This is a genomic window from Paenibacillus sp. FSL R5-0749 (assembly GCF_038595085.1).
In the GTDB taxonomy this organism is placed as follows: Bacteria; Bacillota; Bacilli; order Paenibacillales; family Paenibacillaceae; genus Paenibacillus.
The window spans coordinates 4,252,722-4,268,535 of the sequence record NZ_CP152005.1; the positions used below are offsets into that span (position 1 = coordinate 4,252,722).

The window sequence follows — 15,814 nt, forward strand, 5'->3', positions numbered from 1 at the left end:
GTTAGATTACTTAGAATTCAATACGATTCGATGCGTATCGCGCGCAATGACCAATTCTTCATTTGTTGGAACAACGAGAACATCCACTTTCGAGTTCGCTGTTGTGATGCGACGCGGCTCACCAGAACGGACTGCGTTCAGGGCTTCGTCCAGCTCAACGCCAAGATACGTAAGTTGCTCACATACTTTTTGGCGAAGAACAACGGAATTCTCACCTACACCAGCTGTGAAGACAATCACGTCTACACCGTTCATTGCAGCTGCATATGATCCGATGTATTTACGCAGACGGTATTCGTACATTTCAAAAGCGAGCGTGGAGTTCGCATCGCCATTCTCCATACCTTCTGTAATCTCACGCATGTCGCTGCTGATTCCGGAGATTGCAAGCAATCCACTGTGTTTGTTCAACATGGAGTTCACTTCGCTTACGCTCAGTTCTTCCTTGTTCATGACATAAGGTACGATGGCTGGGTCAAGGTCACCCGAACGCGTTCCCATCATCAGTCCCTCTAGTGGAGTCATACCCATCGAAGTATCAACGGATACGCCACCTTTAACTGCTGTTACACTACCACCGTTACCGACGTGACAAGTGATGATTTTCAGATCTTCCACTGGACGATCCAGATATTCAGCAGCTGCCTTGCTTACGAAATCATGGGAAGTACCATGTGCGCCGTAGCGACGTACTTTATATTTTTTGTAAAGTACACGCGGAATAGCATACAGATATGCTTTTTCCGGCATCGTTTGATGGAACGCTGTATCGAAGACCATTACCTGAGGCACACCTGGCATATTTAATTCAGCCGCACGAATCCCCATCATTGCTGCAGGGTTATGAAGTGGAGCCAAGTCGAACAAACGACGAATTTCAGCTTTGGCAGCATCATCTACCAATGCAGATTCTTTAAATGCTTCACCACCGTGAACAACACGGTGTCCAACAGCTTGAATTTCATTTACAGAATCCAGTACACCATTTTCTTTATGAGTCAAAATATCAATGACTTTACGGATTGCTGTTGTATGCTCCAGAATCTCACTAACTTCTGTAACATCCTCACGGCCTGTCGGTTTGTGTGTCAGAATGGAGGAATCCATTCCGATCCGCTCTACTAGACCTTTAGCCAGGACAGATTCGTCCGTCATATTATACAGTTGATATTTGAGCGAGGAACTCCCCGCATTAATTACGAGTACTTTCACAGTCGGTCACCATCCTTGTCGTACTTGAAGAATCCTTCGCCTGTTTTGACACCCAGGTGTCCTGCACGCACCATTTTCTTCAGGACCGTAGAAGGACGATATTTCAATTCTCCGAATTCACGGAACATTCTTTCGAGTGCAGCTTCAACAGAGTCCAATCCGAAACGGTCAGCCATTTCGAGTGGTCCATGTTGGAAGTTGTATCCGATACGCATTGCATCATCGATATCTTCAGCAGATGCAACACCTTCCTGTAATACATGCAACGCTTCGTTAATCAACAGACAGATCAAGCGGGAAGTTACGAATCCAGGTGATTCATAGATCATGACTCCTTTTTTATCTGCCACTTCTTCAACAAAACGTCTGGTCTCTTCGAATGTTGAATCCGACGTTTTCAGTCCACGAATAATCTCTACAAGATCAACCCGGGATACCGGGTGAATAAAGTGCATACCAATAACACGCTCTGGGTATTTGGTCGAGCTTGCAAGCTCGGTCAAACTCAGCGTGGATGTATTACTTGCCAGAATGACATTGCTTGGGCAAACTTGGTCCAGTTGGCTGAATACTGCTTTTTTCGCATCCAGATCCTCTGAAATCGTCTCAATGACCATATCGCAAGTTCCAAGTTCAGCTAAATGAGCTACCTTGGTAATACGGGAAAGAATCAATTTCTTCTCCGCTTTTGTAATCGCCCATTTCTCCAGTTGTTTATCCAGGTTCGTTTCGATCATGTCATAGGCATGATCCAGTTTTTGTGTTGTGTGCTCCACGAGAAGCACATCAAGTCCTTTGGCTGCGAGCATTTGGGAAATACCTTGCCCCATCGTACCGCCGCCGACAACTCCTATTTTTTTGAAAAACATGGTTCTGCTCCATCCTTTCGGTTCTCTATTTCTCTATTGTACCCTGTTCGCCGAAAATTACAAATTTCGACCCAACATATAATAATATCTTAGCACGAGTGAAATGTAAAAAAAAATAACCAGCATAAAGAAATTATGCTGGTAAACGGGCACTGTCACGAAATTGACAACGAAATTGTTCGCCGGACAAAACTTCCTCTCGAATCAGGATGTCGAGTGAATTGTCGAAAATTGTCCGTTGCTCTTCAAGTAAGCGCTTCGTCTGTTCCATGAGTTCTTGCAATATTAATTTATTCTCTCGCATGAGCTCCTCGGTGGTAACCATATCCATGTTCACAATCCCAAGAGAAGTCAATCCGGAAGCCATCATCGTTTGCACGACATTGGTTGCTTGATCAAAGTCATTGCGCGAACCCGTAGAACGCCCACCGTAATACATTTCCTCTGCAGCAGCTCCTCCAAGTGCAATCATGATCTGCTCTTCAAGAAAACGCTTCGTATAAAGGAACTGTTCCTGTTGCGGGTTATGACGCACATATCCCAGCGCCTGTCCACGCGGACTGAGTGCCACCTGGCTTACACTGCCCGGACGAACAAGTTCAGCCATAATGGCGTGTCCCAATTCATGAATGGCAACCCTTTTCTTCTCTTCCACACTGGACTCACGGTCTGTTTTCTCGCCCATCATAACTTTATCAATAGCCAGAGACAAGTGCCGTTGTTCTATGTGTAACAGCCCATCCCGCATGGCATATATCGCTGCTTCATTCATCACACTTTCAAGCTGCGCACCGGAGAAACCATACGATTCTTCCGCAGTCTTCTCCAGATTCACTTCCTTCATCAGAGGTTTATTCACCGCATGCAATTCCAGAATATGCTTTCTACCCTTCTTGTCAGGCAAGTCCACTTGAATGTGGCGGTCAAAACGTCCTGGACGTGTCAGGGCGCTATCCAGCATTTCCTTGCGGTTTGTTGCAGCAATAACCAGTATTCTTGGGGTATCGGAAGAATAAATTCCATCCATTTCCGTCAAGAGCTGGTTCAGCGTCTGATCATACTCCCGCTGTTGTCCACCTTCACGTTTCCCCCCGATGACATCGATCTCATCGATAAATATAATAGCATTTTCTTTATTTTCCTTGGTGGCACGGGTTCTCGCATCCTTGAACAAATCCCGAATTCTGCTGGCACCAACACCAACATACATTTCCACAAACTCACTGCCCGATGCAGCAACGAAAACAGAATCGGTGTAATGCGCAGCCGCTTTGGCCATCAACGTTTTCCCTGTCCCTGGAGGGCCTGTCAGCAAGATCCCTTTTAACGGGCGAATCCCGAACTTGCGAATTTCTTCATGTTTGATGAGAAAGTCCAGTGCTTCACGCAATTCTTGCTTGGCACTGTCCTGACCACCAATTTCTTCAAAAGTAAGCTTGGAAGGACCTTTTTTCTTCCGTTTACGCTCCTGTGCAGCGCCTACGGTAATCCCGCCACGCATTTGCATCATGAACAACAAAGCTCCAACAAACACCGCTGCAATTAGAATCGGAACAATATTAACACCAGTAAAAGCAAGAAAAATAATCAACACGGGGACAAATCCAATGGCAATTTCTTTGGTCCACTTAGGCATTAGGCCACACTCCTATCTGACCGGGCACACGCGGCAGAATAATAAACTTGCTGGCATCTCCATCTCTGAGACTAACATATACATTGTTGTCATCCATCGCTGTATTTACCTTTATTCCATTCGTAGCCATCTTGGACAATGTTGGTGTGATCTCGGTGTACTGTTTGTTCTCCATCGCCTGAGCTACGGTAAACATCGCATCACCCCACCAGCTTTCCAGTGCTTCACTGGAATGATCTACAACATCCAACTTTAATGAGCGAGTTCCAATCAAGGTCTGTCCTTCTTTGTGAATATATTGTACCAGTCTGCCCAAATCAACATCAGGTTGCAGATCCAGTTTCAATTGTACGTCATTGCGGTTAATAGTTAATTGAACGTCATTGACTCCATCGTACTGGGTAACCATCTTTTCAATCGGATTCTGCAGAGCCACCTGACGATACACAAACCAACCTCCAAACAACACAACGGCTGAAATGACGGCAGTTAAAGCAATAGGCAATACTTTTAGCTTCAAGTGAATTACCCCTCCCAGATTTTGGCCTAACTTACTGGCCTATTGGTATATACGAATATGTGCACATTGACTCCTGCGAGAATTTCGACAGGTTTATTTGTTATGAATGTAACTTTGAGTACATAACTGAGTATATCACATCGTATATACAATTTCGAAGGCGAAAATATGAATAAATTATTAATTTTAACTATTTAAATCAAAACTGTTCACAGGCAACACAAAGAACCGGTTCAGTCGGATATCCGTCTGCCGGTTCTTTCACTTCTATGATTCTCTAGCTAAGTTACTCTATTTGTTCTAGCTGTTCGGGAGTGTGTAAACCAAGTCTACCTGTTCTCCATTGCTAAAACGATAAAACCGATAGTGGTTATGCGTACCGTCTTTATAATACACTTGCCACACATATATTCCATTCACAACTCCGGGCATGATTCGTTTAATCTCACCGGCTGGAACTTCGGAACTAAAGCGATTGCGTATCTGTGCTTCGGACATGCCATTCTGCAGCAGTTCACTGTGTATAGCGTTAGCACCTGTAGCAGGTTGATTGTTTGCATCGAATTTAACCCAGACCATAACATCCTGGTTATCCTTGTTTTTGCCGAGCAGGGTCCAGTAGATGTTGTCAGAGCCTTCTTTATCTCCCCAGATGTACTTACGCAATTCATCATAAGATGTAATGCCCAGTTGCTCCTGTGCTGCCTGTATGGCGAGCGCTTCTTCCTTACGCTGGTCCTGTGTGACATACACGTAATAACGCTGAAGTCCAAACAGAATCAGAACCAGTGCAAGCAGCGAAATCCATATCCACTTCTTTTTTTTCTTCAAAAGCCGAACTTCCTTTCCTTATGATGCTCCGCAATGCAATTAACGAGCAAGCAAACCATCAAATGCCAATTGAGACTCACGCAAAATGCGCTCTTCATCCAGCGTCAGACATTCGCCATGTTTAACCACTTGTTTCCCATCTACCCATACGTGCTCCACATCTTTGGCAGAGGCTGAATAGATCGTATGCGAGATCAGGTCTGTATGTGGGTAGAAGTGTGCCTGTTCAATGTCCAAGGCGATGAAATCAGCCTTCATGCCTACCTGAAGCGCTCCGGTATTGTTCAGGAAGATGGATTTAGCACCATACGAAGTTCCGAGTAGTAACGCTTCGCCCGCTGGCACGGCAGTCGGATCACCAGACACACCTTTGTGGATCAATGCAGCCAGTCTCATTTCTTCAAACATATCCAGGTTGTTGTTGCTTGCCGGTCCGTCGGTTCCGAGTGATACGGTAACTCCCGCTTTCAGTAACGCAGGTACCCGCGCAACACCGGAAGCGAGTTTCAGGTTACTTCCCGGGTTATGCGATACAGCCACATCATGGCGGGCCAAAATTTCAATCTCTTCATCATTTAGATGCACCGCATGTGCTACCAGGGATGGACGGGAGAAAAAGCCCAGTTTCTCCAGATGTGCCACAGGACGCAGTCCATAGTCTGTAACGTTCTGCTCCACTTCACGAAGCGTTTCCGACATATGTGTATGCAGAGGAAGGTTAAGATCATTTGCGACCTGTACAAGCTTCTCTATGTAGTCAGGAGGGCATGTATATGGTGCGTGTGGCGAGATTACGGTTGTGATGCGGCCATCTGCCTGTCCATTCCACTCACGCGCAAACGCTGCCGACTCCTCCAGCTTCCGCAATTGCTCTTCTTCCGAGCACAACCCGATTACACCACGTGCCAGTGCTGCTCTAACGCCGGATTGTTCCACAACTTTGGCAACCTGATCCATGTGATCATACATATCCAGGAAAGCTGTAGTTCCGCCTTTCAACATTTCAAGCACGGATAGCGAAGTTCCCCAATATACGTCTTGTGAAGTCATTTTTGCTTCCATCGGCCACATTTTTTCCTGCAACCATACTTGTAACGCAAGATCGTCCCCGTGTCCTCTGAGCAACGACATCGCTGCATGACCATGCGTATTGATCAGACCCGGCAGGAAGAACAATCCTTTTCCATCCACTTTGGTACAATTTTCGTCTCCATCCGGCAATGTCTCACCAATATGCACAATCTTGTCATTCTCGACAACCATGTATCCATGAACCACGTTCCATGTCGTGCCTTCATTAACGGCAAATTTGCCGTTGTGAATTACCCATCTATTTGTTGTCATCTTCCTCGTCGTCCTTTCCAGTCTCCAAGTAATAGGCCAAACTAAGCAGATCCGTTGTAAAGTCAGCATGGTGAATGCGGATATGTGGCGGTGTTTTTAGAATGGTTGGTGCAAAATTAAGAATCGCTTCGATTCCCGATTCAATAAGTTGATCGGCTACATTTTGAGCTTCCGTATCCGGAACTGTAATAATCCCGATGCGGATGTTATCCGTCTTAACCGCTTCCGTCAATTCATTCATTGGTTTTACCGTCAAACTGTTGATTTGACTACCAATCTTCGGTCCATATGCATCGAATACAGCAACAATCTTCATGTTGTCTTTCAGATATGCGTTGTAGTTGGACAAGGCCTGTCCGAGGTTACCCGCACCTACCAGAGCTACATTAATTTGCTGATCAATTTTGAGAATGTGACGAATTTTCTCGATCAAATAGGATACATCATACCCGATCCCTTTACGACCAAAATCACCGAAGTAAGCCAGGTCTTTTCGAATTTGGGCCGGATTCAGATCCAGCCTCTGTCCAAGCTCTTGAGAAGAAACAGTAGCCACCTCACGCTGATGCAACTCGTTCAAATAGCGCAAGTATACAGGCAGACGTCGTACCACCGCTTCCGAAATTTTATCCGATTTCATTCTTGCTCCCCCTTACCAATGCCACGATAAAATAGTAGATGAAAAGATGAGCATTCTGTATAAACTCAAAGATAGACGTGACATTTTATACAGAATGCTCTTTGTAATTTAGGTTATAAGTTCTTACGTGCAACTGCTTTAATCGGATACGGAAATATCTAATAAAGTTTAACGCCAAACGATAGTGTCATGCAATGATATAACGAACAAAGTTAACCATTATCCTTGTTCATTAACAGGTTTTTCTAGCCACTCGGTAATTCGGGGAACCATCTGCTCCGTGAGCATATGCTCCATTTTGGGACCAGGTAATGAATATAAAAAGAATTTGCCATAGTACGCTTCGATCACACGTGTATCATAAACAATGACAATACCTCTGTCCTTCGCTGTTCGCACCAATCGGCCAAATCCTTGCTTGAAACGAATGACCGCTTGCGGCACAGACAGTTTCATGAATGGATTTTTCTTTTGCTCCTGGAGCAATTCACTCTTGGCTTCCACCAACGGATGATTCGGCGGCTGGAAAGGCAGGCGCACAATAGCGAGACAGGTCAGGGCTTCTCCCGGGATATCTACACCCTCCCAGAAGCTGCTTGTACCCAGAAGTACCGTAGCTTTGGCATCTTGGAACCTGCGAGTCAGCTTGGAGCGGCTTCCACTGTCCACACCTTGGCCCAACAACGAGATGTCGTTACCTGACAGTGCCTCCTTCAGCGGATCATAGACCTGGCGCAGCATCTTGTATGAAGTAAACAGAACCATCATGCGTCCACGGGTGGCAATTGCGGTCTCTGCGAGTGATTGCACCAGCATATTGACAAAGTGCGCATCACCCACACTGCCTTTCACACTCGGGAAATCACGCGGAATCACTAGAAGTGCCTGATCGCGATAATTAAAAGGTGATGGCAGCATCGACGTTAACAGCCGATTATTTTCAGAGGCTTCCTGTAAGCCAAGCTGCTCAATCATGAACTGGAATGACTTATCTACAGAGAGCGTAGCCGATGTAAGCACAACACTTTTCTTTTTATCAAAGAACAAATCCTTCAGTTGTGCACTGACATCGACAGGTACGGCGTACAGTTGAAGAGATTTACTGCGGAACTGACCGCTGGCTTCCATCCAGTACACCGTTTTGGCATCATCCATACGCATGAAGAATCGCAGATTCTCCTTCAATGTGGTCAGATCTTTCAGCAGTCCTGTAATGTCCGTAATCAGACTATCCGATTGATAATCATCCTGATCCTCTTTCACCTCAAGCAGCAATTTGTCCCCTTTGCGAACCAAATCGCCCAGAGTCACATAGATCTGGTTCTCCAGATCCTGCAACTCCTGCCATTTCGCAGGTTTCTGAGATGCCTTCAGGCGCAGGGAAAATTGCCCTGTCTCTCCCGGTGAAGCATCACTTCGTTCAGGCAAAAGACCGAACAGGGCATCGCTCATACGATCCCACAGTTCCTTAACCTCGACAGCTAGCGGGAACATCTGATCTACCATGGAGCCCCATTGCACCGAATTTTCATGCCCGGATAACTGCGAACGAAGCATAGGCAGTTGTCCATTACGACTGTCTTTAAACAGACGGGTCAGGGTATGAACCAACGTGAAATATTTCATATGCATTCCAAGATGTTTACCCGCTACATCTTCCAGATGATGGGCCTCATCGATCACAAGACTCTCATAGGCTGGCAACAACTGATGTGCTGCTTTGACATCCGTAAACAATTTGGAGTGATTGGTTATTACGATATCAGACAACCCGGCCTCATGTTTGGCGCGATGATAGAAACATTTGCGGAACCATGGGCAGGATCTTCCCAGACAGGACTCGGATTCGCTCTGTACCGTCTCCCAGAAGTCGCCTCCGCGTCCGCTAAGGTTAAGCTCCTCATCATCTCCAGTTTCAGTCTGTGTGAGCCACACGATCATCTGAGCGGCTGTGAAATAATCCTCTTTGGGCGTGGCGAATTCACGTTTATTGATTTTGTGTTCAAATTTGCGCAGGCACAGGTAATGTCCACGTCCTTTGAAGACAGCAGCCTTAAACGGAAACGGAACCACTTGGGTCAGCATCGGAATATCTCGCTCTCTCAATTGCTCCTGCAAATTGATCGTATGCGTGCTGACCATGACTTTCTGTTCTTGTTTCACACTTTCGTATATCGCTGGCAGCAGATAACCCAGAGATTTACCGGTACCTGTTCCAGCTTCGATCAAGAGATGTTTCTCTTCATCCAAGGCTTGCCTTACACTGCTGAACATCTGGGTCTGCGCTTCACGCTCTTCGTAATGATCCAGCGTATCCTTCAGGTTCTCCCGAACCTGGTCCATAAACTGTTCGAAGCTTACACCATCGAGGGGGTTACCTTCCCGCTCATCACGTGGTGCACCAATATCGGTCCAATCACTTACATTAAGAGCAAGCTGCCGATAATAGGTATGTCCGTCCAGATCCTGAATCGGCTCTGCTTCCTTCTCACTGCGCATCCCGTCCAAGAACCAACCCAAGTCACTGTCCTCTGGTGCGAACAGGTCACTGAGCCGTTGAATCGTTATGAGCGGTAATTCCTTTAACTCATCCAGACACTTGAGCAGCACATAGGCTGTCGCCAGTGCGTCACTGTCGGCCTGGTGAGGGCGATCATGTTGAAATCCAAATTCAGAAGACACATAACCGAGTTGATAAGAACCCAGTGATGGGAACGTAATCTTCAGAAAATCAATGGTATCCAGAATACGGCCAGTGAACGGCAGATAACCGCAACGGTCAAGAGCATTCTGCAAAAAGTGAAAATCAAAAGCGACGTTGTGTCCAACAAGCACCACATCGTTAAGCAGCGGAACCATCTCCATCATCATCTCTTCGAGTGATGGAGCGTCCGCCACATCTTCATCGGTAATACCCGTTAGCCCCGAGATAAACGGGGGAATCGGGACACCAGGGTTCACATAAGAACTATATATTTGAGTTATGCTGAAGTCATGATCTATGATGGCAAGTCCGGCTTGTATAATCTCACCGTCGGACTGCGTGCCGGTTGTTTCGAAATCCAATACGGCAAATTTCATTGCAATATACGGTCCCTTCCATTCCAGTCTATGTTACAGCATAGCAAAAAAAAGGGGATTTGAAAATTAACTGACAAAAAAGCGGTGTCCCCGCCGCTATGCCAAAGGAGGGAACACCGTTTTTTTTGTCGCCGAATTCCCGCTTAATGAAGGGTCGTCAGCTGATTAGCATATTGCAATTTTCCCCTGTTCAACCTGCAAGCTTCCATGTTGTACAGCGGTTCGGTCAATGTCGGGTCATACTGAAGGGCCTGTGCAAAGAGGGAACATGCAGCCTCCGGGTTCGCAAGCTTGGCTTGAATACAGCCCAGAGCGTTACATACAAGCCCTTTCAAGCGAGGTGAGCCCTTAAGATACATGATCTGCTGCAAATGTGTCCCGGCTTCAGCGATTTGTTCCAGATTCAGATATGCGAGTGCCAAGTAAAAACGAGTTAATGCACTCTCCGGATGGTCGGTCACAACCCGGGAGAACTGCAAAATCGCCTGCGGATACATCTGTAATTTGAAATACCCTTGTCCTCGACTGAAACATTCCAGATGGAGTTCAGGCAGAGCGGTGACAGCTTCCTGTTCCGGTTCAAGGGACGCAGGCTTATCCATCTCCCGTTCCCTCACCTGGCTCATCTTTTCTTCAAACATCAGCCATTCATCCAACATTCCGTCACTCATCCGCTTAAGCAAGTTCCACTTTTGCAGCAATTCTTGTTTGTTCAGACCTTCAGCGGAAGGATAGCTCTTGATAATTTCATCTAACATGTCGTTCATTTCTGCGAAAACATGCTGGAACATCGTTGCATCCCCACCCTTGAAAAAATGGATTAGTGCAGTGACCTGTAATCATTTTTTGCTTCAAGGGCCGATTTCATTCTCCTTACCAGTCGATTACATAATTGTTGCGTGAACTTCCTGCTTCATGGTTTGTACAGGTTTATTCTGTCCATCTACAAACACAACGGTTGGTTTGTGAGTATTTGCCTCTTCTTGCGACATCATGGCATAAGAAATGATAATGACATTGTCTCCAGGCTGCACCAGACGAGCAGCTGCGCCGTTTAGACAGATGACCCCGCTTCCGCGCGGTCCTGGAATCACATAAGTTTCCAGACGTGCACCATTGTTGTTGTTCACAATCTGCACTTTCTCGTTTTCCATCAAGTCGGATGTTTCCATCAAGTCTTCATCTATGGTAATGCTACCCACATAGTTCAAGTTGGCTTCCGTTACCGTAGCCCGGTGAATTTTGGATTTCATGAGTGTTCTAAACATGGGACAGCACCTCCGATTTTTGCAACCTTATATTGTCAATCAATCTTGTTTTTCCGAATTTCACCGCAAGTGCAATGAGCAGATCGTCACGTCCTTGAACTTCTTCCTGATCTGCGAGCGGCTCCAGACTTGGAAAAGCCTGAATCTCAGCATAGTCGATCACTGCAAGCGATGAGGTTGCAATCTGCTCGCGCAGAATACGACGGATATCTGCGGCGTTCCTAGCTATCCCTGTATCTACAGCTTCCTGGGCTGTGCGCAGTGCTTTCGACAGAATTAATGCCTGTGTACGCTGCTCCGAGCTAAGATAGACATTACGTGAACTAAGAGCAAGACCATCCTCTTCGCGAACAATCGGACAGGGAACAATTTCTACAGGCATATTCAAATCATTCACCATCTGTTGAATAACCGCAACCTGCTGAGCGTCTTTCATACCAAAAAAAGCACGCTGTGGCTGTACGATGTTGAAAAGCTTCGAAACTACCGTCGTTACTCCGTTAAAATGTCCTGGTCTGGAAGCGCCACATAAGCGCTCAGTCAATTTTGACACAGATACCATTGTCTGCGTTGCCTGTGGATACATCTCTTCAACTGAGGGAATAAATACGATATCCACTCCTTGTGAGCGTGCTGTTTCCACATCTCTGGCTTCATCCCGCGGATAGCTGTCAAAATCTTCATTAGGACCAAATTGAATTGGATTAACGAATATACTTAATACCACGATATCGCTCTGTTGTCTGGCTGCTTGCATCAAGCTTGCATGACCTTGATGTAGATACCCCATTGTCGGTACCAGACCTACAACGGACGCATTGGATCGAATCGCTTGACGCTTCAAGCTTAGCTCCTGTCTTAACTCTGCGATTGTCCGTAATACTTTCATGAGTTACTTCCCACCTTTTCCTTGCGTTGTCCATACAATTGATCCAGAACACCATCCGCAGCATTAAATACATGCTCTTCGGCCGGGAACGAACGATCTTTAACTTCTTTCACGTAAGCTTCGATGCTGGTTCTGATTAATGTACCCACATCTCCATAGGTTTTGACAAAACGTTTTGGCGTATACGGGGAGGCGTATTGAACCACATCGTGGAATACCAGTACCTGTCCGTCACAGCCCCGTCCTGCACCAATCCCAATGGTAGGGATCGACAGTTCCTCCGAGATCGCCCGTGCAACTTCTTCCGTAACCAGTTCAAGCACGATGCCAAATGCACCAGCAGCTTCCAAGGCTTTGGCTTCGTCCATCAAACGTTTCGCATCCGCTGCATCCTTGCCCTGAATGCGATATCCACCAATTTGATTGACCGATTGAGGTGTCAGCCCGATATGTCCAAGAACAGGCACACCTGCTTGCACAACGGCTCTGACGGTGTCCGCAATCTCCACCCCGCCTTCCATCTTAACCGCATGGGCATGCCCCTCTTGCATCAGTCGACGTACACCCTTAAGCGTCTCATCCACGCTACCATGATAAGTCATAAAAGGCATATCAGCCACGATAAACGTCTTCTCAGCCCCGCGTACGACGGAACGTGTATGGTACACCATATCGTCGATGGTCACCGGAAGTGTTGAGTTATAACCCAGCACTACATTGCCGAGTGAATCACCAACTAGAATCAGATCAATTCCTGCTTCCTCTGCGAGGAGCGCTGTAGGATAATCGTAAGCCGTGATCATCGTAAGCGGCACGCCATCCTGCTTATATTTTTTCATTTTCACAATATTCATCGCTTGTTTGTTTGCCATTTTCTCTCATGGCTCCTTTCTTCTTTTCAAATAAAACGCAACAAAAAAACCTTTTAGTTTTCCACTAAAAAGTCCCGAAAAGTCAAAAAAGAGTCACTTGCGATCGTCCCTTCTGTCTCGGTCCTCTTCGGCTCAGAGCAGAATCCAACAACTCACTTAAACGTATTTCATTCTTGCACTGCGATCTGCTTACATCAAACACATCAAAGCAGAACAAAGGTTACTGTTACGGGAGTGCAATTCGGTCTGCATTAGCCGATATCGCCTCACGAAGACAGTATACCAAAGTTCTGCTCAAACTTCACGTCTTATGTTCATTTTCCCAGTAAAATTCGACATATTGTTTACGATTTCCAGGAAATCTCACCAGAGATGACGTGTACTTGTTCTCCATCGTGTTTTTCCACAAGGAGTGCTCCTGAAGGGGCCAGACCGATTGCTGTCCCTTCAATAACACCCTGAGGATTCGTCACTGTAATCTCTCGATTTATCGATACGGACAAGGCCTCCCATAGAGCTGAGATCACACCGAATCCTTCTTTTTGATACAAAAAATATAACTGTTCCAGCTCGGTTAAAATGGCAGCCGTGAGCTTGGTACGATCAACAGGTTGCCCCGTCTCCATCTTGAGTGAAGTAGCTATAGCTGTCAGATCTTCCGGATAATCCTCGGGATCAAAATTCACATCAACGCCTATACCTGCAATACAGTATCTGACTTCATGATCTTCCACCGTGGATTCAAGCAATATGCCACATACCTTGCGTCCATCAATCATCAGATCATTGGGCCATTTGATGCCTGCATCAGTGCCTGTACAAGCTCGAACGGCACGACATACAGCCACTCCTGTTAATAAAGTAAGCTGCGGCGTATGCTGAAGTGGTAGATCAGGGCGCAACAGGATACTCATCCATATTCCTTTTCCCGGGGGAGAGAACCACTGGCGACCAAAACGTCCTCGTCCTCCTGTTTGTTCTTCCGCAATGACCACAGCACCTTCAGCTTGCCCCTGTTCAGCCAGCTTCAGAACATCCCCTTGTGTAGACAAGGTCGAGGTTAACAGAACAGCCTTACGGCCGAATACGGCCGTATCCAGCGCCAATTGGAGGGCAGTTGCGTCAATGCTGTCCGGCTTCGTGACCAGACGATATCCTTTGCGGGATACAGCTTCAAACTCATACCCCATGTCCCGCAACTTGTTCACATGTTTCCACACAGCAGTCCGACTGATGGACAGATGACGGCTAATCTCTTCACCCGATACAAACCGTCCTTCTGCATCTAATAACATATGTAACAGATCTTCATGCTTGGTCATCTTCAACCACCCGCTTCACTTCTGCACTTAGTGCTTCATGCTGATTCGATATCGTTCCAATCGCCGTTTCTCTTAACAAATGTTTCATCAGTTGACCCAGCCAAGGCCCGCCTTTGCGCTGCAGCATTTGTAATACTTGTTCACCTGTGATGTGCAATTCTTTTAAATCATGCACAGGGATTGATTGACTCCATTCGACTGCCATTTCTTGAACCAAAACAACCTGCATTTCTGCCTGTTCGGTCTGATTCCGCCACCCTGCTGGCAGTAGAGACTGTATGCGAAGCCAATCATTAGTAGCCTGAACACCACAAGCCAGTACAGTAACAATCCAATCGGAACGGAGACTAACCGTATCCTTCTGCTCCTGAACGGAAGTATAAATCAACTGCTCCACCTGAAGGACCCCTGATATACGAGAACGATGTTCATTAGAGAATGTCCACTGACGTAATAATACGTCTGCTTCGTCCTTGCTATAACCGCCAGCAAGCAGAATGAGTGACCAACGGAGCAACACATGCTCACCTGACAGCTGTTCCAGATTAGATAACAACGTCTTGTTGAATCGGGCCGAGCTTACCGGCGCTTTGACATGTGCAAGCGCATTACTTCTGTATAACAGTTCCAACCCTCTTAATGGATGCGGCCCAGACATCATTTTTACCATCTCGGTCCGTACCCGTTCCATTGCAATATGTTGAAGCAGGTCTTTCTGCCTTACAAGACCCTTCCACGTGTTGTGGGCAATTTTAAAATCAAATACCGAAGCAAATCGCACACAACGGAGCATCCGCAGTGCATCTTCACCAAACCGTTCCATCGCAGAACCTACACATCTGACTCGCTCTTCCTTAATATCTGCCTGTCCATCAAACGGGTCAACGATTGCTCCAGTGACGTCCATCGCAAGAGCGTTCATTGTGAAGTCACGCCGCTGTAAATCTTCCTTGATATCCTGAACAAATTGAACTGCAGCAGGTCTGCGATTATCCTGATAGTCGGATTCTGTTCGAAACGTGGTCACTTCAAAGTAATAAGCGCCTGAACGCACGGTAATTGTCCCATGTTGCAAACCTGTAGGAATGCAATCGTCGAACAATTCCATGACTTGCTGGGGAGAAGCAGATGTCGTGATATCCATATCGTCTACAACACGTTCCAACAATTCATCACGAACACAACCACCTACCCAATATGCCTTGTAGCCATGTTTGTTTAAAGTTGTGAGTACATTCTCACTTTGAATTGCCATTTCACGATCAACCTGTGTCCATTGAACCACCACATATCACCTCTTCTCTTGCCTGTTGTGGTATGCACAGTATAA

14 protein-coding genes are annotated in these 15,814 nt (G+C 46.4%); all 14 read right to left on the reverse strand.

The window, feature by feature from the left end; all coding sequences use genetic code 11:
• Positions 1 to 6: 6 nt before the first annotated feature.
• The 14 genes from MKY85_RS18830 to MKY85_RS18895 all read right to left on the reverse strand — a co-directional run bounded on the left by MKY85_RS18830 (position 7) and on the right by MKY85_RS18895 (position 15,769).
• Positions 7 to 1,212: an acetate kinase gene (locus MKY85_RS18830; protein WP_339235126.1), complete on the reverse strand. Its 1,206-nt coding sequence runs from the start codon at positions 1,210 to 1,212 to the stop codon at positions 7 to 9.
• A complete protein-coding gene (locus MKY85_RS18835) occupies positions 1,209 to 2,081 on the reverse strand; it encodes a 3-hydroxyacyl-CoA dehydrogenase NAD-binding domain-containing protein (protein WP_253438508.1) in 873 nt (290 codons plus the stop codon). The genes MKY85_RS18830 and MKY85_RS18835 overlap by 4 nt, the downstream gene beginning before the upstream one ends.
• A 133-nt stretch (positions 2,082 to 2,214) precedes the next feature.
• Positions 2,215 to 3,717, reverse strand: a complete 1,503-nt coding sequence (locus tag MKY85_RS18840) for an AAA family ATPase (protein ID WP_339235130.1) — start codon at positions 3,715 to 3,717, stop codon at positions 2,215 to 2,217.
• Positions 3,710 to 4,237: a hypothetical protein gene (locus MKY85_RS18845; protein WP_253438514.1), complete on the reverse strand. Its 528-nt coding sequence runs from the start codon at positions 4,235 to 4,237 to the stop codon at positions 3,710 to 3,712. Before MKY85_RS18845 ends, MKY85_RS18840 begins: the two co-directional genes overlap by 8 nt.
• A 300-nt stretch (positions 4,238 to 4,537) precedes the next feature.
• A complete protein-coding gene (locus MKY85_RS18850; RefSeq protein ID WP_339235134.1) occupies positions 4,538 to 5,068 on the reverse strand; it encodes a DUF5590 domain-containing protein in 531 nt (176 codons plus the stop codon).
• 39 nt (positions 5,069 to 5,107) lie between these two features.
• Positions 5,108 to 6,412 (reverse strand): amidohydrolase, encoded by a 1,305-nt coding sequence (locus tag MKY85_RS18855; protein WP_253438520.1) that lies wholly within the window; start codon positions 6,410 to 6,412, stop codon positions 5,108 to 5,110.
• A complete protein-coding gene (locus tag MKY85_RS18860) occupies positions 6,399 to 7,052 on the reverse strand; it encodes a redox-sensing transcriptional repressor Rex (RefSeq protein WP_253438523.1) in 654 nt (217 codons plus the stop codon). Before MKY85_RS18860 ends, MKY85_RS18855 begins: the two co-directional genes overlap by 14 nt.
• A gap of 219 nt (positions 7,053 to 7,271) precedes the next feature.
• Positions 7,272 to 10,133 carry an ATP-dependent DNA helicase DinG gene (dinG, locus tag MKY85_RS18865; RefSeq protein ID WP_342570535.1) on the reverse strand — a complete coding sequence of 954 codons (2,862 nt, stop codon included), beginning with the start codon at positions 10,131 to 10,133 and terminating at the stop codon, positions 7,272 to 7,274.
• Between the two features lie 143 nt (positions 10,134 to 10,276).
• The gene (locus tag MKY85_RS18870; protein WP_339235142.1) at positions 10,277 to 10,924 is read right to left on the reverse strand and encodes a hypothetical protein; all 648 of its coding nucleotides are present in this window, start codon (positions 10,922 to 10,924) and stop codon (positions 10,277 to 10,279) included.
• A 93-nt stretch (positions 10,925 to 11,017) separates the two neighbouring features.
• Positions 11,018 to 11,401, reverse strand: coding sequence for an aspartate 1-decarboxylase (gene panD / locus MKY85_RS18875; RefSeq protein WP_017687742.1), 384 nt, complete (start codon positions 11,399 to 11,401; stop codon positions 11,018 to 11,020).
• On the reverse strand, positions 11,394 to 12,290 hold the full coding sequence (gene panC / locus MKY85_RS18880) for a pantoate--beta-alanine ligase (RefSeq protein WP_342570536.1): 897 nt from the start codon (positions 12,288 to 12,290) through the stop codon (positions 11,394 to 11,396). Before panC ends, panD begins: the two co-directional genes overlap by 8 nt.
• Positions 12,287 to 13,162, reverse strand: a complete 876-nt coding sequence (gene panB / locus MKY85_RS18885) for a 3-methyl-2-oxobutanoate hydroxymethyltransferase (protein ID WP_339235148.1) — start codon at positions 13,160 to 13,162, stop codon at positions 12,287 to 12,289. The genes panC and panB overlap by 4 nt, the downstream gene beginning before the upstream one ends.
• A 344-nt stretch (positions 13,163 to 13,506) precedes the next feature.
• Positions 13,507 to 14,484: a biotin--[acetyl-CoA-carboxylase] ligase gene (locus MKY85_RS18890; RefSeq protein WP_342570537.1), complete on the reverse strand. Its 978-nt coding sequence runs from the start codon at positions 14,482 to 14,484 to the stop codon at positions 13,507 to 13,509.
• Positions 14,471 to 15,769 (reverse strand): CCA tRNA nucleotidyltransferase, encoded by a 1,299-nt coding sequence (locus MKY85_RS18895; RefSeq protein ID WP_342570538.1) that lies wholly within the window; start codon positions 15,767 to 15,769, stop codon positions 14,471 to 14,473. The genes MKY85_RS18890 and MKY85_RS18895 overlap by 14 nt, the downstream gene beginning before the upstream one ends.
• Between the last annotated feature and the right edge of the window lie 45 nt (positions 15,770 to 15,814).